The sequence below is a fragment of the Haloparvum alkalitolerans genome (assembly GCF_055381565.1).
Genome location: NZ_AP043938.1, coordinates 2,260,590 through 2,280,216 on the forward strand (window position 1 = coordinate 2,260,590; position 19,627 = coordinate 2,280,216).

Sequence of the window (19,627 nt, forward strand, 5' to 3'; positions counted from 1 at the left end):
GCCCGGACTGTTTGTCGAGGTGACACGCTCATGGAGGATCCCCGCCGACTCGTGGCGTTCGAGGCCGACGGGTCCAGCCTTCGCGTCCGGGACACGTTACACGGGGAGGCGATCACGCTCCGGGCGGGACGGGACGTGGACCCGAAGCCGGCGCTGACGGACCTGTTCGTCGTGCCCGTCGACGACGCGGTGTCGTTCCGAACGGACGGTCTCCGGATCGGCCCGCACACGGGCGCGATCGTCCGCAGCGACACCGGCGACCACATCGGCGGCTTCTCCGAAGACTGGGTCGACCATCCGCGCGGCACGTACGTCGTCGACATCGGTGGCCCGGTGAAGCTGTACGTCCGGATCCCCGACACCGGGCTGTCGGGCGGGTACGAGACGCTCGAACGCAACGGCGGGACGCTCCACCTCGAGTTCGACGGGGACCGCACGGTGACCGTCGGTGCCCGCTCGCACCACGAGCGACCGGAGGCGCGGATCACCGTCCCGGACGACCCGACCGCGCTCGCGGAGGCGTTCTCCTACCTCGGGTCGTCGATCAAGGAGTTCTCGCCCGAGCGCTCCTGGCCGACCCTCCGCGGCCATCCCCCGGCGATCGCTCGCGGGGACGAACTCCGGATCCCGGACGCGCTCTCGAAGCCGCAAAGCGGGGTGACGGTTCGGGTTCCGCCGACGTACGCGGCCCTCTACGAGGTGGCGCCGCTCGCGTTCTACCTCGGCGCCGAGGTGGTGCCGGGGGAGCGCCCCGAGCTGCACCTCGAAAACGGCTACGTCGAGCCGCTGGAGACCCCGACGGAGCCCCTCGCGGACCGGGTCGACGCCCTGTTGGGCCGCGTGCTGTTGCTGGACTCGGTCGTTCGCGTCGGCGGGTATTTCTCGAACGCCCGGCACGAGTACGACGAGATCGCGGGCGACCTCCCGTTTTACCCCCCGGAGCTGTACGACGCGTCGCTGTCGGCCCAGCTGATGGAGTACCTGGAGGTCTCCCCGTCGCTGCTCGACCCCCACGTCCCGGAGCGACCGCTGCGGGCGACGCTCCGGGACGACCCGGTCGACGCCGAGCTGATCCCCCACCTGCTGAACGACCTCGCGTCCGTCTCGGTCGACCGGGACGGCGAGCGGTCCTCGATCGGGACCGGCGACCGCGACGCACTCGCCGTCGGGCGGACCGGTCGTCCGGTTGCGAGCGGCGAGACGCTCCTCGTCCCCGGCGCCTACGAGGCGGGGCTCGACCGGTCGCCGCGCGAGGTGTCGGACGGTGAGGTGCTGTTCGTCATCGACGGCGAGCAGGCGGCCGCGTGGCGCGGGGTTCGCGATGCGGTGACCGAGGAGTTGGACCCCACCGTCTCGGTCGGCGACGTGCTGGTGGACCCGACCAGCGAGGCGCTCGCGGCCGCCCTCGGCGACGGGTACGACCTCGTCTGCTGTCTGCGTCCGGCGGTCGACGGCGGCGTCGCCTGCGCCGACGGCGTGCTCTCGCCGGACGAGGTCGACGCGGTCGACGCGTGGGGGCTGCTGCTCGCGGGGCCGGAGGCGCTCGACGTCTCGGCGGCGCTCTGTGACCGGGAGGTCGTGACGGCGCTCGCGACGGCCGACCCTCCGACGCCGACGACTGTCCGGCGGTTGCTCCGATGTCTCGTTCGGGGGCACGGCTTCGCGGAGGCCGCGCGGTTCGTCGGGAGCCAAGAGCTCGGCGACCACTGGACCGTGGGCGCGCAGCCGCGGCCGGTGTTCCGGCGCGAGGGCGGGTCGATCCCGATCCGGGTCTCGGTCGAGTCGGAGGCGCCGGACAGCTACCGCCTCTCGGTGTGGACCCACTTCGTCCGGGAGAACCGGCTCGGTTCCGTCACCGCCCTCTACGACGACGCCACGCCCGACGCGTTCCAGCTGACCGGGAGCGACGTCGAGCAGCCCGTCGCCCGGTCGGCGGAGAAGGTCGCCGAGCTCCTCCGAGACCCCGACTACATCGTCCGCCTCGACGGGACGCCCTATCACGGCGAGACGGAGCCGACTCCGGCGTTCGTCCGCGAGTTCGTGAGCGAGCGGCTCGACGACGAAGCGTCGCGCTGACGGGAGCGGTCACTCCTCGAACGACGCCATCCGCGCGAGCGTCTCGGCCAGCCGCGAGCCCTCCGGGACCGCCTCGCGGAAGGCGTCCGTCCCGAACGCGACGCCGTCGTTGACGGTGAGGAAGCCGAGTTCCTCCGGCGGCCCGTCGAGCCCGGTCAGGAACGCCACCTTGCGGACCGCTGGCACGTCCGCGACGCGGCCGCGGCTCTCGACGGAGGCGTACAGCGAGGCGTGTTCGGCCACGTGGTGGACGCAGGTCGGCGTGGGCGCGAACAGCAACAGCAGTTGGACCGCAGGCGTGGTCCGGCCGAGCGTCGGCCGGACGGCGTGGTCCTCGTCGCGGTAGAAGTAGCGCTCCATCCGGCGGTACTGTCGCAGCACCTCGTTGGCGCCGGTCGATCGCCTGACCGCGGCGTCCGCCTTCAGTTCGACGAGGTAGTCGACGCGCTCCGGCGTCCGCGCCCGGACGTACGCGTCCGCGACGCCGTGGGCTCCCTCGGCGTCGTACGGCTCCTCGAGTCGGACCTCGGCGGCGTCCGGGACCGCCTCGAAGTGGTCGACGAGCGCGGTCGCCAGCTCGTCCTCGCGCATTCGTGCGGATCCGCGGCCGCCTCGGATAAATCGGTGTCCATCGGTTGCCCGCCGGTCGCGGGGGGCGGACCCCGCCGGTCGCAAAGGGCGAAGCGTTGACCGCCCACTTCCCCGGTCGCGGGGGGCGGAAGCGCTGACCGCCCACTCCCCCGGCCGCGGCGGGCACCCTTTTGTCCCGGGCGACCGCACGGCACCCCATGACGGCCGTCTGCTTCGACATGTACGGAACGCTGTGTGACACCGGGAGCGTCGTGGACGCGCTCGCCCGCGAACTCGACGTCTCCGACGCGCTCGTGAGCGAATTGGACGCGACGTGGCGGACTCGCCAGCTCCAGTACAGCTATCAGCTCGCGCTGATGGACGAGTACCGCCCGTTCTGGCAGGTGACTCGCGACGCGCTCGACTACGCGCTCGCGCGGTACGACCTCGATCCCGACGAGGAGACGCGGCTCGCGGTGCTGACCGGCTACGAGGAGCTGACGCCGTTCCCCGGCGCGGTCGACGCGCTGGAGACGCTCGGCGACGCCGGCCACACCGTCGCGGTCCTGTCGAACGGCAACCCCGCGATGCTGGAGACGCTCGCGGAGAACGCGGGGCTCGCGCCCCACCTCGACGAGGTGATAAGCGCCGACGCGGTGGAGACGTTCAAGCCCGCACCCGCCGTCTACGAGCACGCCGCGGGGGCGCTCGGGGAGCCGATCGAGGACTGCTGGCTCGTCACCAGCAACGCGTGGGACGCTGCGGGCGCGGGGAGCGCCGGCATGCGGACCGGCTGGGTGAACCGCGCCCGCGACCCCCACGAGCGCATCGGCCCGGCGGTCACCGCCGTCGCGCCCGACCTCCCGGGGATCGTGCCCGAGGTCCTGTGACTACTCCTCGGACTCCGAGTCGGCTTCGTCGGTGACGGCCCCCTCCGACCGGTCCGTCACTCGGTCCACCGCCGCCGCCGCGCCCGCCGCGCCCGCGAGCCCGACCGCACCCGACACGACGCCGAATCCCGGCACGCTGCCGTCGGTCGCACCGCTCCCGGTCGCGTCCGTCGCGCCCGACTCCGTGGCGGTCGACGCCGGCGTCGCGGTTCCGCCGTTCCCGCTCCCGCCGTCCCCGCTCTCGCCCGTACCGCCTGCACCGCCCGCCGACAGATCCTCGCGAGAGAGGTCTCCGACGGTGACGTACGGGAGCACTGCCGGCGAGTCCGGCCCGTACTCGGAGAGCACCGCGGCGCGGTCGACGCCCTCCGGCGTGACGGCGTCCATGACGCGCGGGTCGTTCTCTCCGGTGCCGCCGCCGATGGTGTGTTCGCCCGCCTCGGCGGCGACGGCGCGGAGGCCGCCCTCCCCGAAGCCGTCGAAGGGACAGACGACCGCGGCGAGCGCGACGCCCGTCCCCTCCGTGTCCCAGCCGATGGGGTCCCGCGGGACGCCGACGGTGATCGTCGTCTCGCCAGACGTCACCGTCACGTCCGTGGTGACGCCGTCGCCGGCGGCGTTCTCGACCGTGGCGCCGGACTCGGGATTCACGTTGATCCGGTAGTTGTACGGCGCCTCGAAGGCGACGTTGGTGGCGGTCCGACCCCGCGTCGTCGCCGGGTCGTCCGTCTCGGGGTCATTTATGTACACCTGCGGGAGCTGGTGGCTGAACCCCACGTCGAACCCCCATGGGTTCCGCAGGGGCTCGGCGAACTCGAACTCGAAGCGGACGCGGTCGCGGGACTGGCGGACCGTCAGCCCCGCGAGGTCCCACGCGCCCTCGTAGTAGTCGCCGCCGGTCGGCGTCTCGTAGTTCCCTGGCCCCGGCGGCGTGCCGGTCGGCGCGTCGAACGACGCCACCTCCTCGAACGGCGTCACGAGCGGGACGTAGCCGATTTCGGCGGGCCGGCTCTCCGTGTACTCGAGCGCCTTCTCGCGGTCCACGTCCGCGTCGACCAGCAGGTCCACGACGTTCGGGTTCGCGTCGTCGTCCCGGCCGCCCCCGAACGCGTGGGCGCTCGCCTCGGCGTTCACCGGGACGACGTTTCCGGGCGCGTCGGGGTCGTAGCCGAGCAGGAGCGGGACGACGTTGAGGTCCTCGACGCCGCGCCCCTCGGCCGCGGCGGCGTCGACCGCCGCCTTCGGCACCGACGCGACGACCGCGTCCGTGGCGTCGTTGGTGGCGACCTCTCCCTCGGCGACGACGTTCCCCTCGGAGTCCTCCAGCCGCGCACCTCGCTGACCGTCCACGACGAGGCGACGCCGGTACGGGGCCGCGAGCGTCGCGTTGACGCCCTCGCGCGCCGCCGTCGTGCCGCCGTCCGCCTCGGGGTCGCGGAGGTACACCTGCAGGTGCTGGTGGGAGAAGCCTTCGGGGTAGTCTCGGGGGTTCGTCAGGTCGCTGTCCACCTGCGCGCGGAACTGGTAGGCGTCGGCGGTCTCGCGCACGTCGAAGGCGACGAGGTCGAAGGCGCCCTCGGCGTACTCGTCGTCGGTCGGGTAGGTGTAGCCGCCGGGACCGTGGTCGGTTCCCGAGGGTGCCTCGAAGGCCGCGACCTCCTCGCCGAGGTCCAGCAGGCTCGGCGTCTCCAGCACCGCGACCGTCTCCACCTCAACGGCGGTGGCGTCGGAGGGCGTCTCGACGCTCACGTCGGCGCCGGAGACGAGGTCGGTGCCGCCGACCTCCGGCCTGAGGTACACCGTCGCGGGGCCGTCGTCGAAGTTGATCAGGACGACGACGCGCTCCGGGCCGGCGACGTCGCGGTCGTCGAGGTCGCTCGCGTCGCGGCCGAACGCCAGCACGTCGCCCTGCCCGCTGTGCCACGCGCCCGACAGCGCGGCGCCGGGTTTGAGCGCGTCGAGGTCGTGATACGCGCCGATCAGGTCCCGGTAGAAGGCGAGGTGGGCGTCGTCGTACTCCGTCCAGTTCATGAACGCGCGCTTGCGGCCCCCCGGAGACACGTCGCCGCTTCTGGGGTCGTCCGAGCCCCGGTGGCGCCCCTCGCCGAACTCGGAGATGGCGCGCTCCTGTCCGTAGTAGACGTGCGGGACGCCCGGTAGCGTCACGCCCGCCGCCCACGTCGCGCGCTGGGCCTTCCTCGGGTCGCCCCGCGAGCCGTCGAGCGCCTCGTTGAGCGCGCGGAGCTCGTCGTGATTCTCGATGCAGTTCAGGAACAGCGTGTGGTCCGGGAAGCCGCGGGCGGGGCGGTCCCGGACCGCGTCCAGCAGGGTCTCGCCGCCGGCCTCGCCGCGGGCGACCGCGTGCGCGCCGGTGGTGAACCGCCCGGTGTCGAAGTGCATGTCGAACTCGTTCTCGGCGAAGGCGGGGTCGTTGGGGATCGCCTCGTCGAGCAGGAGGAACTCCGCGTCGTTGGCCCGACAGACCTCGCGCACGTCCTTCCAGAACGAGTGGGGGACGCCCCACGCGATGTCGCAGCGGAAGCCGTCGACGCCGACCTCGCCCGACCAGAAGTCCGCGACCGCGAGCATGTACGCGCGGAGCGCGACGTTGTCGAAGTTGAAGTTGGGGTGGAGCCGCAGGTTCCAGAACCCGGTCGCGTGCGGCGCCGGTTCGACGGTCTCCCCGCCCTGGACCAGCGGCGCGTCGATCCGGTCGAACCAGTCGAACGTGTCGGCGTCGGTCGCCCACGACTCGACGGTCGGCCAGAACTCCGGCTCCGTCGACCGGCTCGCGATGGTCTCCTGAAACTCGGGCATCGAGCGCCCGCAGTGGTTGACCACCAGATCGAGAACCACCCGAATGTCGCGCTCGTGGCAGGCGTCGATGAACTCCCTGTAGGCCGTCAGGGGGTCCGTTCCCGCCGGCGCGAGGTCCTCGGCGACCCCGAAGTAGTCGGTGATGTCGTAGCCGTGCGGGCCGCCGCCTGGCAGTTCGCGCTCGGCGCTGACCGCGGGGTGGATCGGCGTGAGCCACACCGCGTCGACGCCGAGTTCGTCGAGGTAGTCGACGCCGCGGGCGGGCGGGGGCTCCTCGCCCTCGCCGACCGCGTCCGGGTCGACGCTCCCGTCGACCAGCGTCTCGAAGGTGGTCCCGCCCCGGACGCCGGCCCACGAGCGCGTGAAGATCTGGTAGACGACCCCCTCGCGGATCCACTCGGGCGGGCGGTTCGGCAGGTCGACGCTTCCGTCGGGGTGGAGTTCGACGGTGTCGACCACGCTCGTCCGCTCGCCGTCGTGCGCCACCGCGTGGACGCGGGCGGACTCCCCGTCGAGCGCGCTCGCGTCGACGGTCGCGGTCGTTCCTGCGCCCTCCCCCTCCGCGACGACCTCGACGTCGGTCGTGGCGAGCGCGTCGCGGTCGTCCGCGAGGAAGTGCGCCGAGAGGTCGTCGGGCGTCGCGTCGCTGTCGGGGGCGAGTTCGGCGTTCGAGTCGACCGTGAACGTCCCCGCGGCGTCGTCGTAGGTCGCGCCGAGTTCGACGCGCGGCGGCCCGCCGGCTGCGTCGGGGCTCGGCGCCGGCAGCGCCTCGACGGTCAGCCGGTGCGTGCCGTCGGGGGCGTCGAGTTCGAGGACGTAGGTGCCCGGCGCGTCAGCCTCGAACTCCGCGACGTTGTCCCGGCCTTCGTCGTAGCGCGGCCGGTCCTCGTACAGCGAGGATGCGAAGGTGAGGCCGGTCTCTCCGTTCGCCTCACCGTCCCCCTCGCCGCCCGTCTCCGCGCCCGCATCGCTCGCGTCCGGACGCTCGATCACCGACCACTCGAAGTCGTCGGCGGCGTAGCCGTCCGGGTCGCGGGAAGGGGACGGAATTCCGGGCGCGAGGTTGTCGCGGTCGGTGATGTGGTCCGGGCCGACCCACGCGCTGTTCCAGAGCTTCTCCCCGACCGTGACGAACCGGGGATGGCCGGGGTGGAAGGAGTCGGTGCCGGTCGGCGTTCGCGCGGCGGGCGCGGTCCCGTCGGCGTCGATACCGCGGTCGTCGGCGCTCCCGGCCGCGGTGGTCGCACCGGGGACCGCGCCGAACACGCCGAGTCCGGCGATGCCGCCCAGAAGCGACCGCCGGTGGATCGCGGTCGCGTCGCGGTCGCTGCTTCCTCGCGCTACGTCGGTCAGTCGCGTCGCGTCGTCGGTGGGTGGGTCCTCGCTCATGGCTGTGAGCGCGAGCGCCGTGCCAACGCGTGGCGCGCTCGCGGGATACCTTCCGGTCCTCCGGCACCCGGTTAAATCTTTATGTGATTTTACTTCACAAGTACTCGCTCCGGCCGTGCGCATGCGGTGCTGTCGCGGTCGGCGCGCGCCGTGGCGACCGCGAAGCGTGTCGCCGCGGCCGAGGCTGGGGAGGTGTGAGGCAGGGGCGGCGTGAGGCTGTGGAGGCGTGAGGCTTCGGTGCGGTTGCAGGGCGGTTGCGGTGCTGTGCGGAGCGGTTCGGGGTAGGACTGAACGAAGCGGGACGGCGGCGAGCGCGCCGCCCGGTCAGTCCTGCGCCTCCCAGGGCGTCCGCTCGGCGTCGACGAACTCGAACAGGGACGCGTAGTCGTCGGGGAGCTGGTCGCGGAGCTGGTCGGTCTGGCCGCCCGGCAGCTGGTCGGCGACGAGCGCGACGACCGCCTTCGCGTAGAAGTCGGCGTCCGACGGGTCGATGGCGCCGCCCTTGCCGAAGGACACGTCGACGTCGTCGTAGTTGGCGCGGTCGGTCACGCGCTCGATAAATTCGTCATAGTCGAACCGCTGCCCGTGCTCGACCGCGAGCAGGAACCGGTCGATCTCCATCGGGAGGGGGCTGGCGAGGTCGGTCGCCCCGCCGGCGTCGACGCGTTCGCCGAGCGTCGAGAGGACCGCCCGCGTCGCACGCACGGCCTCCCCCTGCGTGCCGCCCTCGATGCGGTGCTGTACCTCGCCGGTGAAGTCGTCGAAGTTCATGGGTGATCCCCCGCTCGGGAGTGCTCCCGACGCGGGCCGGTTCGAGGTTACTCGCCTCGCCGGAAAGGGTTGGTGGCCAGACACGACGGCGGGGCGCGTCGACCGCGGACCGGACCGTCGGTCCGCGACCGGCGTTCACGACCGCCGGACGCGGACCACTTTCGCCCCGCCGCCGGAGAGGTTTTAACCCCCAGCGAGCAAGAACCGCCACAGAATGAGCTTCCAGTCGACCCTCGGCGAGGGGGAGGGGATCGCGGACGAGCTGGCCGAGAACCAGCGCCAGATCTCCATCGCCGAGTTCTTCGAGAAGAACAAACACATGCTCGGGTTCGACTCGGGCGCCCGGGGGCTCGTGACGGCAGTCAAGGAGGCCGTCGACAACGCCCTCGACGCGACCGAGGAGGCCGGCGTCCTCCCCGACATCTACGTCGAGATCACGGAGGTCGGCGACTACTACCGACTCGTGATCGAGGACAACGGGCCCGGGATCACGAAGGAGCAGCTCCCGAAGGTGTTCGGGAAGCTGCTGTACGGCAGCCGGTTCCACGCCCGCGAGCAGAGCCGCGGCCAGCAGGGGATCGGTATCTCCGCGGCCGTGCTCTACTCGCAGCTCACCTCCGGCCAGCCGGCGAAGATCACCTCGCGGCCGAAGGGGCAGGAGGAGGCCCAGTACTTCGAGCTGATCATCGACACGGACGAGAACGAACCGGAGATCAGCGTCGACGAGACGACCACGTGGGACCGCCCGCACGGCACCCGGATCGAGCTGGAGATGGAGGTGAACATGCGCGCCCGCAACCAGCTCCACGACTACATCAAACACACCGCGGTCGTCAACCCGCACGCACGGATCGAGCTCCGCGAGCCGGGGCTCGACGAGCCGCTGAAGTTCGAGCGGGCGACCGACCAGCTCCCCGCGGAGACCGAGGAGATCCGCCCGCACCCACACGGCGTCGAACTCGGGACGCTGATCAAGATGCTCGGCGCGACCGATTCCTACTCCGTCTCCGGCTTCATGCAGGAGGAGTTCACCCGGGTCGGCAAGAAGACGGCCGACTCGGTGCTGGACAACTTCCGCGACCGCCACTTCGGCCGCGAGATGGCGTGGTCGCCGCCCGAGGCGCACGACGACGCGGACGTGGCCCGCGCCGTGCAGTCCGCGGTCTCGAACAAGGGGAAGGAGGCGACCGCGGCGTTCGCGGACGGCGTGGCTGATACGGTCTCGAACAACGAGCACCTCACCCGGTTCGAACTCCGAGCGATCGTCGACAACGTCGCCGACGGGGTCGAAGAGGATACGGGACGCACCTTCGGGGCGACGGTCCGCGAGAACGCGACCGCGGCGGCGTGGGAGGCGATATCGGGCGCGAGCGCCGACGGCGAAGCGGACGACGAGCGGCTGATCCCGGACCTGTACGCGCTCACGGACGAGGCGACGAGCACGCGCAAGGACGACGCCGACGTGGAGGCGCTCGCCGAGGCGCTGGCGTATCGCTTCGCCGACCTCGACGACGACCGCTTCCGGCTGAACCGTGACGACCTCGACCGGCTCGTCGCCGACGCCGCGGCCTTCGTGGCCGAACAGCGCGAGGCCACCTTCGGCGAGACCGCCCGCGAGAACGTCGCCGACGCGCTGTGGGCGCGGATGCGGACCGTGCCCGACGAGACGCCGAACGTGGGATCGGTCGCGGAGGACCGCGACGCGGCGGCCGAGCTGCTGGAGGCGATGCGCGAGACGGACATCCTCGCGCCGCCGACCGACTGCCTGGCGCCCATCACCGAGGAACTGGTCGAGGCCGGCCTGCGCAAGGAGTTCGACGCGGACTTCTACGCGGCCGCGACCCGCGACGCGGAGGTCCACGGCGGCGACCCCTTCATCGTGGAGGCCGGCATCGCCTACGGCGGCGAGATACCGGCCGACGGCACCGCGCAGGTGATGCGCTTTGCCAACCGCGTTCCCCTCGTCTACCAGCGCGGCGCCTGCGCGACGACCGACGTGGTCAAGCGCATCGGCTGGCGCAACTACGGGCTCGACCAGCCCGGCGGCAGCGGGATCCCGAAGGGCCCGGCGGTGATCATGGTCCACGTCGCCTCGACGAACGTGCCGTTTACGAGCGAGTCCAAGGACGCGCTCGCGAACATCCCGGAGATCGAAGACGAGATCGAACTCGCCATCCGGGAGGCCGCCCGCGAGCTGAAGTCGTTCCTCAACAAGCGGCGCTCGATGCAGAAGCGCCGCGAGAAGCAGGACGTGCTCGGCCGCATCCTCCCGGAGATGGCCGACAAGGTCGCGGAGGTGACCGGGCGCTCGCGGCCGGACATCGACGGCGCGCTCGCGCGCATCATGAACAACGTCAGCGTCGAGCGCGAAATCGACGACGGCACCGTCACGCTCCGGGTCGAGAACTACTCCGACACCAACGAGGACCTGGAGGTCACGGAAATCGTCTCCGCGGAGCCGACCGACGCCTCCGACGGGACGGTCGTCGACATGGACGGCGAGTGGTTCCTCCAGTGGAAGCCGACCGTCGCGGCCGGCGAGGAGGCGACCCTGACGTACGCGGTATCGGACGACGCCGACTTCGACGTGAGCGTCGACGGCGTCGAGACTGAGAAACTCACGGTGAACGCCTGATGGCTACCAACGAACAGGAAGCGCGAGAACAGCTCATCGACCTGGCGGCGGAGTTCTACGACCAGTTCGCGGGCGGGCAGATCCCCGAGATGACCCTGCCCACGCGGACCAAGAGCAACATCGAGTACGACCCCGAAAGCGGCGTCTGGACGTACGGCGACCGCACCTCGACGCGCAGCGCCAACTCCGTGCGCGGCGCGCGGAAGCTGCTGAAGGCGGTGTACACGATCGAGTTCCTCGCCGACCAGTTGGAGGAGGACCGCTCGTCGACCCTACGTGAGCTGTACTACCTCTCGGAGTCGTGGGACAACGACGAGGCGCAGTTCAAGAGCCAGGACGAGTCGAACGACCTCGTCGAGGACCTCGAGATCGTCTCCGGGGTCACCCGCGAGGACTTCCACATGCGGCCGGAGGAGTCCGGCGCGACCCTGATGGGGCCGCTGGAGCTCCGCGAGCAGACCCGCCGCGGGGAACGCGAGATCCACTGTCAGGAGGACGTGGGCGAGGGCGGCTACCAGATCCCCAACAACCCGGACATGATCGAGTTCCTCGACCACGACATCGACTTCGTGATGTGCGTCGAGACCGGCGGCATGCGCGACCGGCTGGTCGAGAACGGCTTCGACGAGGCGTACAACTGCCTCGTGGTCCACCTCAAGGGCCAGCCGGCGCGCGCGACCCGGCGGATCACGAAGCGGCTCCGCGACGAACTCGAGCTTCCGGTGGTCGTCTTCACCGACGGCGACCCGTGGTCGTACCGCATCTTCGGCTCGGTGGCGTACGGCTCGATCAAGTCCGCGCACCTCTCGGAGTACCTCGCGACGCCCGAGGCGCGCTTCGTCGGGATCCGGCCCGAGGACATCGTGGAGTACGACCTGCCGAGCGACCCCCTCTCCGACTCCGACGTGAACGCGCTGGAGTCCGAGCTGGAGGATCCCCGGTTCCAGACCGACTACTGGGAGGAGCAGATCGAGCTCCAGCTCGACATCGGCAAGAAGTCCGAACAGCAGGCGCTCGCCAGCCGCGGGCTCGACTTCGTGACCGACACCTACCTCCCGGAGCGGCTCGACACGATGGGCGTGATCTAAGAGGGAGACTCTCGTCGGTGCGGTTTCTGTGACGGTGCCGGGGTCGGATCGGGCCGGCTACCCCTTTCAGTCCCACCCCGTACCGCCCCGCTCCTCCCCCACAGCACCGCAGGCCTCACACCTCCCCAGCCTCGGGCTGGACGCGGCCGCGGAGCCGCAACGCACCGCATCGCGGCCGCGTCCAGCCCTCCCTCGCGCGGTCGCGGCGACGCGCTTCGCGGTCGCCGCGGCGCGCGCCGACAGCACGGCACCGCGACCGCACCAGCACCGCGACCGCACCAGCACCGCGACCGCACCAGCACCGCGACCGCACCAGCACCGCACCTCGGAGGTCGCTGTGGCGACAGTTTCTCGGCCGGACGCAGGTTTTTAAGCGGTCACCCGCCATAGACGAGACGAATAGATGTCGGGGGACGTCCGCCGGGGTGGGGAGCCCGAAGACCGGATCGAGATGCTTCGCCGTCGCGTGGTCCGGACCTGGGAGATGCTTCGCGGCTCCGACGTGGAGGTCCGACCGTTCCGGCCGGGCGAGGACGGCCCGCTCGCCACCTTCTCGGCCCCCGACGGGCACGACGAGGTCGACCGCTACTGGGTGAACGCCCCGTACGCGTACGTCGTGATCACCTACGACCGCGAGGCGAGCGAACACCAGTACCACGCGGTCGAACCAGACCTCGACGACTTCGAGGTGGACCTGCTGCGACGGATCGTCGACGACATCCGCGACCCGCTGCTCTACCGCGAGAGCGTGGGGACCGCCGACGCGGAGACGCTGAAGGACGAACTGGAGAACCTCCTCGAGCAGTACGGCGTGGAGGTGGGGATGGACACGTTCCACACCCTGCTGTACTACCTCTACCGCGACTTCCGCGGGTTCGGGAAGATCGACCCCCTGCTGAACGACGGCCACATCGAGGACGTCTCCTGTGACGGCTACGACCTCCCCATCTTCGTCTACCACACCGACTACACGGACATCGAGACCAACGTCCAGTTCGCCAGCGAGGAGCTCGACAACTACGTCATCCGGCTGGCCCAGCAGTCCGGCCGCCACATCTCCGTCGGCGACCCCATCGTGGAGACGACGCTGCCGGACGGCTCGCGGGCGGAACTCGCGCTCGGGGAGGAGGTCACCCCGCGCGGCTCCGCGTTCACCATCCGGCAGTACGCCGAGGAGCCGTTCACGCCCATCGACCTGATCGACTACGGCACGTTCTCGGTCGCGCAGATGGCGTACTTCTGGCTCTGCATCGAGCACAACAAGAGCCTCATCTTCGCGGGCGGGACCGCCTCGGGGAAGACCACCTCGATGAACGCCGTCTCGATGTTCATCCCGCCGCGGGCGAAGGTTCTCACCATCGAGGACACCCGGGAGCTGTCGCTGTACCACGACAACTGGCTCTCCTCGGTGACGCGCGAGCGGCTCCACGAGGGGTCGGACATCGACATGTACGACCTGCTGCGCTCCGCGCTGCGGCACCGCCCGGAGTACATCATCGTCGGCGAGGTGCGCGGCGACGAGGCAGTGACGCTGTTCCAGGCGATGAACACCGGCCACACCACCTTCTCGACGATGCACGCCGACTCCATCGAGACGGTGATCAACCGGCTGGAGAACGAGCCGATCAACGTGCCGCGCGCGATGGTCCAGTCGCTGGACATGCTGTCGATCCAGACGCTCTCGCGGTTCGGCGACGAGCGCGTCCGCCGCGCGAAGGTGATCGGCGAGATCCACGACATCGACCAGCGGACCGGCGAGCTCGACTACTCCTCGGCGTTCACGTGGAACCCGAGCGACGACGAGTTCTCCTCGAACGACTCGGAGCTGCTCGGCGAGATCCAGGAGGAGCGCGGCTGGAGCCGCGCCCAGTTGCTCCGCGAGATGAACCGCCGCGAGCGGTTCCTCGAACTCCTCGGCGAACTCGGCGTGACTGGGTACCGGCGCTTCACCGCGCTGGTCAACGAGTACTACGCCGACGCCGACCGCGTGATGGAGAAGCTGGAGGACGAGCTCGAGGGCGCATGATCCAGTACGTCCCGCTGGCGCTGGCGCTGGCGCTGTGTGCCGGGCTGGCGTTGCCGTTCGTCAGCCGACGTGCCGACCTGCTGGTCTCCCGCGTCGCGCTCTCCTTCTTCGGCGACTACGTGGCCGACGAGAGCCCGCGCAAGCGGGAGCAGCAACAGCGGATGCGGGCGGCCCACGCCGGCGGGACCCACCGCGTCTACGCCGCGCGGACGCTGCTGTACGCGGGCACGCTCGGGGCCGCGGGGAGCGTCCTCGGCGTCTACGTCGCCGCGGCGTTCCTCGCGCTGCTGGAGGTCGGCGGCGAGGCGATCCGGAGCGCGCTGCCGAGCGCGCTGGGGTTCCTCGCGGACCTCACGCGACTCGAACAGCTCGCGCCCGGCGATCTGTTCGTGCTGCTGCTGTTCTTCTCGGCGACCGTCGGGTCGCTGCTGGCGCTCGGCACCTACTGGATCCGGTGGGAGGTGTTGAGCCAGCGCGCGGTGGCGCGGGCCTCCGAGATCGAGGCCACGCTGCCGCGGACGGTGGCGTTCGTCTACGCGCTCTCGCGGTCGGGAATGGCGTTTCCGAAGGTGATGGACACGCTCGCGAAGAACGAGCGCGTGTACGGCGAGGCCGCCACGGAGCTCGGCGTGGCCGTCCGCGACATGAACACCTTCGGGACGGACGCGCTGACGGCGCTCCAGCGGACGAGCGAGCGCACGCCCAGCGAGAACATGGAGGAGTTCGCGGAGAACCTCGCCTCCGTGCTCGGGTCGGGTCGGTCGCTGTCGGACTTCCTCCACGAGCAGTACGAGCGGTATCAGGAGGAGGCGGAGTCCCAACAGGAGCAGTACCTCGAGCTGCTGTCGACGTTCGCGGAGGCGTACGTGACGGTGCTCGTCGCCGGGCCGCTCTTTTTCATCACCATCCTCGTCGTCGTCGGGCTGGTGATCGAGGACACTCTCCCGCTCCTGCGGATCGTGGTCTACGTCGGCGTGCCCCTCGCGAGCGCCGCCTTCATCGTCTACGTCGACAGCGTCACGCAGTCGCTGCAGTCGCCCGGGGAGGCCGCGCTGCGCGCCGACGAGGACGGCGACCCCGCGAACCCGAACGGGGAGTTCACGCTGCCGGACGGCGGCGCCGTCGCGGACGGGTGGCGGGCCGACCGCGAGCGATTGGCCGAGTACGACCGGTTCCGCACCGCCCTCGACTGGGTCGAGCGGCCGGTCGAGCTGCTGCTCCGGAGCCCGGCGGTGACGGCCGTGATCACGGTTCCGGTCGCGCTCCTGTGGATCGTGAACCGCGCGGCACCGATCCCCATCGACTCGCCGCTCACGGTCGCGACGGCGGTGGACGTGCCGCTCGTGGAGGCGACGCTGTTCGTCCTCGGGGGGTACGGGCTGGTCTACGAGATACAGAAGCGCCGGACGAAGAACATCGAGGCGCAGGTCCCCGACTTCCTCGACCGGCTCGCGTCGATCAACGAGGCGGGGATGGCGGTCGTCGAGAGCTTCGAGCGCGTCACCAACTCGGACCTGGAGGACCTCACGCCCGAGCTCGAGCGCACCTGGCGGGACATCAAGTGGGGCGCGGACGTGGAGACGGCGCTCCACCGGATGGACCGCCGCATCCGGTCGCCGATGGTCGGGCGGTCGGTGGCGCTCATCGTCAACGCGATGCGGGCCAGCGGCGACATCGGCCCGGTGCTCCACATCGCGGCGGACGAGGCGCGGGCGGCCAGACAGCTCCGCCGGGAGCGCAACCAGGTGATGATGACCTACCTCATCGTCATCTACATCTCCTTTTTCGTCTTCATCGGGATCATCGCCGCGCTCACCGTGGCGTTCATCCCGGCCATCGAGCAGGCCGGCGTGGCGACCGACGGCGGCGTGAGCGGCGTCGCGGGCGTCGGGGGCGGCATCACCGAGGGGCTCGGCGACATCGACGTCGCCGCCTACGAGGTCATCTTCCTCCACGCCTCCGTCGTGCAGGCGGTCTGTTCCGGCCTGATCGGCGGACAGCTCGGGGAGGGAACGGTCCGCGACGGCGTGAAACACGTCGTGATCCTGCTGGCGATCACCTACGTGAGCTTCCTCGCGATGGGGCTGATCTGACCGGGGCGATATTCGGCGGACGGTAACACAAGAATTGTATTCCCGGACGCGGACTCCCAGGTAATGTCGGCGCCGCGCCCCTCCGAGCTCCCCGCCCCGCTCGACCGCCTCTCGGACGACGGGCGGACGCTGCTCGCGCTCGCGGGGGTCACGGTCGCGGCGCTACTGTTGAGACTCTACGAGCTCGGCGGCCGCGTGTTCCACTGGGACGAGGGGCGCGTCGGCTACTGGACGCTTCGCTACGCCGCGTCCGGGCAGCTCGAGTACCGCCCGATCATTCACGGTCCATTCTTGCGGATCGTCAACGCGGGCGTCTTCGAAGTGCTGCCGGCGACTGACGCGACCGCGCGGCTGGTGGTGGCGCTCGTCGGCGGGCTGCTCCCGCTGTCGGCGTGGCTGTTCCGAGAGCACCTCGACCGCGGGGAGCTGCTGGCGCTCGGCGGCCTGCTGGCGACGACCCCCCTGCTCGTCTACTACTCGCGGTTCATGCGCAACGACGTGCTCGTGGGCGGGTTCGCGTTCGTCGCGCTCGGGTTCGTCGTCCGCGCGCTGGACACCCGGCGCGTCGGGTACCTCTACCCCGCGTCGGTCCTGCTGGCGATCTCGCTGGCGACGAAGGCGAACACGCTGCTGTACGTCCTCTGTTTCCTCGGCGCCGGAACGCTGGTGGCGGACCACCGGCTCGTCCGGCGCGTTCGCGGCGGCGAGGACCTGTCGACCGCGCTCCGGGCGTGGGGGAGTCGCGGGCTGGAGGAGCTTCGGGCGGCCGCTGGCGACCGGCGGCCGGCCGCGTTCCTCGTGGGGCACGCGCTCGGACTGGGGCTCGCGTTCCTCGCGGTCACCGTCTTCTTCTACGCGCCGCGACCGGACCTGTATCAGGCGTTCGGCGCGCCCGGGATGTGGGGAGGCGTCCTTTCCGAGGCCACCGTCGGCTCGGCCCGGAAGCTGAGCGACCTGTGGCTCTCGGGGAGCATGCAGGACAACCCGTACCTCCAGTACGTCGGCCACGAGGCGGAGACGCTGATCCACACGGCGGGCGTCCTGCTCGCGCTCGCGCCGGTCGGCGTCGCCGCCGACTGGTACGGGCGGGGCTCGCGGGAGGGTGCGGCGGACGCGGGGGCGGACGCTGGCGGTGGCGAAATCCGAGTCCCAACCGGGCGGAACCGTGCGTTCGTCGCGTTCGCGACCTACTGGGCGCTGGCGAGCTTCGTCGGCTACCCGGCCGCGACGGACATCAACGCGCCGTGGTCCGCGGTCCACATCGTCCTCCCGCTTTCGATCCCCGCCGCTGTCGGGCTGACGTATCTGGTCCGGGAGGCGGCGAGCGCGGTCGCGACCGCCGACCGCGAGACCGCGGCGCTCGCGGCGGTGCTCCTGCTGGTGGTCGGCGCCGGGCTGGTCGGCCCGAACGTCACCTACTGGAACTCGGCGAATCCGGACCACACCGAGATGGTCCAGTGGGCCCAGCCGCACAACGACGCGCGGTCGACCATCGAGGACGTGGAGGCGGTCGCGCGAGCCCACGAGGGCGGCACCGACGTGCTGTTCGTGGGCATCGAGCTCCCCTCGCGGGAGGACACCTTCTACGTCGCCGACGAGTCGGCCGCCGACCAGGGCGGCGCGCCGGGCGGCTGGTACGACCGTCTCCCGCTGCCGTGGTACTACGAGCGGGCGGGGGCCGAGGTCGACAGCCTGCCGCCCGACGCGGACTACGACGAGGCCCTCGCGGACGCCCCGCCGGTCGTGATCGCTCACGAGGACGACCGCGAGACGGTCGCGGCCAATCTCGACGGCTACCGCGCCACCGCCCACGAACTCCGCCTCTGGAACTTCGAGGTCGTCTTCTTCGTGGAGGAGGACGCGCTCGAGACGGCCCGCGAGGGCGGCGCGGGCGGTGCGTGAGGCGCGGGGGCGACGAGGGGCGCCGCACCGCGAGCTCGCGGTACGAGGTCGGCCGCCGGTCGCGCGAGCGCACGCGTTCCAAAGCCCCTTTATCCGAAGCCCGCGGACTGAACCACATGACAACTCAGGTCGTCGTGGTCGGCTCCGGGTACGCCGGTGCCGGCACCGTGAAGGCGTTCGAGGACGAGATACGCGACGGCGAGGCGGAGCTGACGTGGATCTCCGAACACGAGTACCACCTGGTGCTCCACGAGGTCCACCGCGTCATCCGCGACCCCGCGGTGGAGTCGAAGGTCACGGTCCCGGTCTCGGAGATCAAGTCGCCGAGCACCGACTTCGTGAAGGACCGCGTCACCGGCGTCGACACCGACGATCGGGTCGTCGAACTCGAGGACGGTGACGGCGTCGACTACGACTACCTCCTGCTCGCGGTCGGCTCCACGACCGCCTTCTTCGGCATCGACGGGCTCCGGGAGAACGCCCACCAGCTCAAGAGCCTCCAGGACGCCCACGACATCCACGAGGACGTCCGCGAGGCGGCGACCGAGGCGACCCAGTCCGACCCCGCGCAGGTGCTCGTCGGCGGCGCCGGCCTCTCGGGCATCCAGACCGCCGGGGAGATCGCGGAGTACCGCGACAAGCACCGCGCGCCGATAGACATCAAGCTGATCGAGGGGCTCGACGAGATCTTCCCGGGCAACGACCCCGAGATCCAGGGCGCGCTCCGCAAGCGCCTGTTGGAGAAGGACGTCGAGATCCTCACCGGCGACTTCATCTCGAAGGCCGACGAGGAGTCCGTCTACCTCGGCGGCGGCGAGGACGAGGACGCCGAGGAGCTGCCCTACGACGTGCTGATCTGGACCGGCGGCATCACGGGGCGCGAGGAACTGGAGAACGTCGACGTGGAGAAGGACGACCGCTCGAACCGCGTGGTCGCGGAGTCCGACTTCACCACCAGCGACGACAACGTGTTCGCCATCGGCGACACCGCGCTCGTGGACCAGGGCGAGGACGACGTGGCCCCGCCGACCGCGCAGGCCGCCTGGCAGGCCGCGGAGGTCGCCGGCGAGAACCTCGCCCGCGCCGTCCGCGGCGCGCCCCTCCAGACGTGGCGCCACGAGGACAAGGGGACCGTCATCTCCGTCGGCGACAAGGCGGTCGCCCACGACGTGCAGGGCGTCCCGATCAAGACGTTCGGCGGCCCGGGAGCGAAGATGCTGAAGAAGGGGATCGCCTCGCGCTGGATCGCGAAGGTCTCCTCGGTCGGACGCGGCTTCGACGCGTTCGGCGACATGTAAGGCCGGCCGCCGGCGTCACCCGCCGCCTTCGGCAGCGTCGTCCCACCGCGAAGTGCCGGGAGGCTTTTTGTG

General features: G+C 71.0%; 11 protein-coding genes. 8 read left to right on the forward strand and 3 right to left on the reverse strand.

What is annotated here, in order from left to right:
• The first annotated feature begins 30 nt into the window (after positions 1–30).
• A complete protein-coding gene (locus ACZ432_RS13555) occupies positions 31–2,076 on the forward strand; it encodes a hypothetical protein (protein ID WP_426961905.1) in 2,046 nt (681 codons plus the stop codon).
• 9 nt (positions 2,077–2,085) lie between these two features.
• Here the strand turns inward: ACZ432_RS13555 and ACZ432_RS13560 are convergent, their stop codons facing one another.
• The gene (locus ACZ432_RS13560) at positions 2,086–2,667 is read right to left on the reverse strand and encodes a hypothetical protein (RefSeq protein ID WP_426961904.1); all 582 of its coding nucleotides are present in this window, start codon (positions 2,665–2,667) and stop codon (positions 2,086–2,088) included.
• Between the two features lie 197 nt (positions 2,668–2,864).
• Here ACZ432_RS13560 and ACZ432_RS13565 point away from each other — a divergent pair, with 197 nt between their 5' ends.
• Entirely contained in the window at positions 2,865–3,536 is a 672-nt protein-coding gene (locus ACZ432_RS13565; RefSeq protein ID WP_426961903.1) for a haloacid dehalogenase type II, read from the forward strand.
• Here the strand turns inward: ACZ432_RS13565 and ACZ432_RS13570 are convergent, their stop codons facing one another.
• Positions 3,537–7,742, reverse strand: a complete 4,206-nt coding sequence (locus tag ACZ432_RS13570; protein ID WP_426961902.1) for a glucodextranase DOMON-like domain-containing protein — start codon at positions 7,740–7,742, stop codon at positions 3,537–3,539. It abuts the gene before it with no gap.
• A gap of 324 nt (positions 7,743–8,066) precedes the next feature.
• A complete protein-coding gene (locus tag ACZ432_RS13575) occupies positions 8,067–8,513 on the reverse strand; it encodes a DUF2267 domain-containing protein (protein ID WP_426961901.1) in 447 nt (148 codons plus the stop codon).
• 214 nt (positions 8,514–8,727) lie between these two features.
• Between ACZ432_RS13575 and ACZ432_RS13580 the strand changes: the two genes are divergently transcribed.
• The 6 genes from ACZ432_RS13580 (at position 8,728) to ACZ432_RS13605 (ending at position 19,555) form a co-directional block, all read left to right on the forward strand.
• A complete protein-coding gene (locus ACZ432_RS13580; RefSeq protein ID WP_426961900.1) occupies positions 8,728–11,148 on the forward strand; it encodes a DNA topoisomerase VI subunit B in 2,421 nt (806 codons plus the stop codon).
• The gene (locus ACZ432_RS13585) at positions 11,148–12,236 is read left to right on the forward strand and encodes a DNA topoisomerase IV subunit A (protein WP_426961899.1); all 1,089 of its coding nucleotides are present in this window, start codon (positions 11,148–11,150) and stop codon (positions 12,234–12,236) included. The genes ACZ432_RS13580 and ACZ432_RS13585 overlap by 1 nt, the downstream gene beginning before the upstream one ends.
• 403 nt (positions 12,237–12,639) lie before the next feature.
• The gene (locus tag ACZ432_RS13590) at positions 12,640–14,262 is read left to right on the forward strand and encodes a type II/IV secretion system ATPase subunit (RefSeq protein ID WP_426961898.1); all 1,623 of its coding nucleotides are present in this window, start codon (positions 12,640–12,642) and stop codon (positions 14,260–14,262) included.
• Positions 14,259–16,355 (forward strand): type II secretion system F family protein, encoded by a 2,097-nt coding sequence (locus ACZ432_RS13595; RefSeq protein ID WP_426961897.1) that lies wholly within the window; start codon positions 14,259–14,261, stop codon positions 16,353–16,355. The genes ACZ432_RS13590 and ACZ432_RS13595 overlap by 4 nt, the downstream gene beginning before the upstream one ends.
• Positions 16,356–16,418: 63 nt before the next feature.
• Positions 16,419–18,257: a flippase activity-associated protein Agl23 gene (locus ACZ432_RS13600; RefSeq protein ID WP_426961896.1), complete on the forward strand. Its 1,839-nt coding sequence runs from the start codon at positions 16,419–16,421 to the stop codon at positions 18,255–18,257.
• 116 nt (positions 18,258–18,373) lie between these two features.
• On the forward strand, positions 18,374–19,555 hold the full coding sequence (locus ACZ432_RS13605; RefSeq protein ID WP_426961895.1) for an NAD(P)/FAD-dependent oxidoreductase: 1,182 nt from the start codon (positions 18,374–18,376) through the stop codon (positions 19,553–19,555).
• Positions 19,556–19,627: the final 72 nt, after the last annotated feature.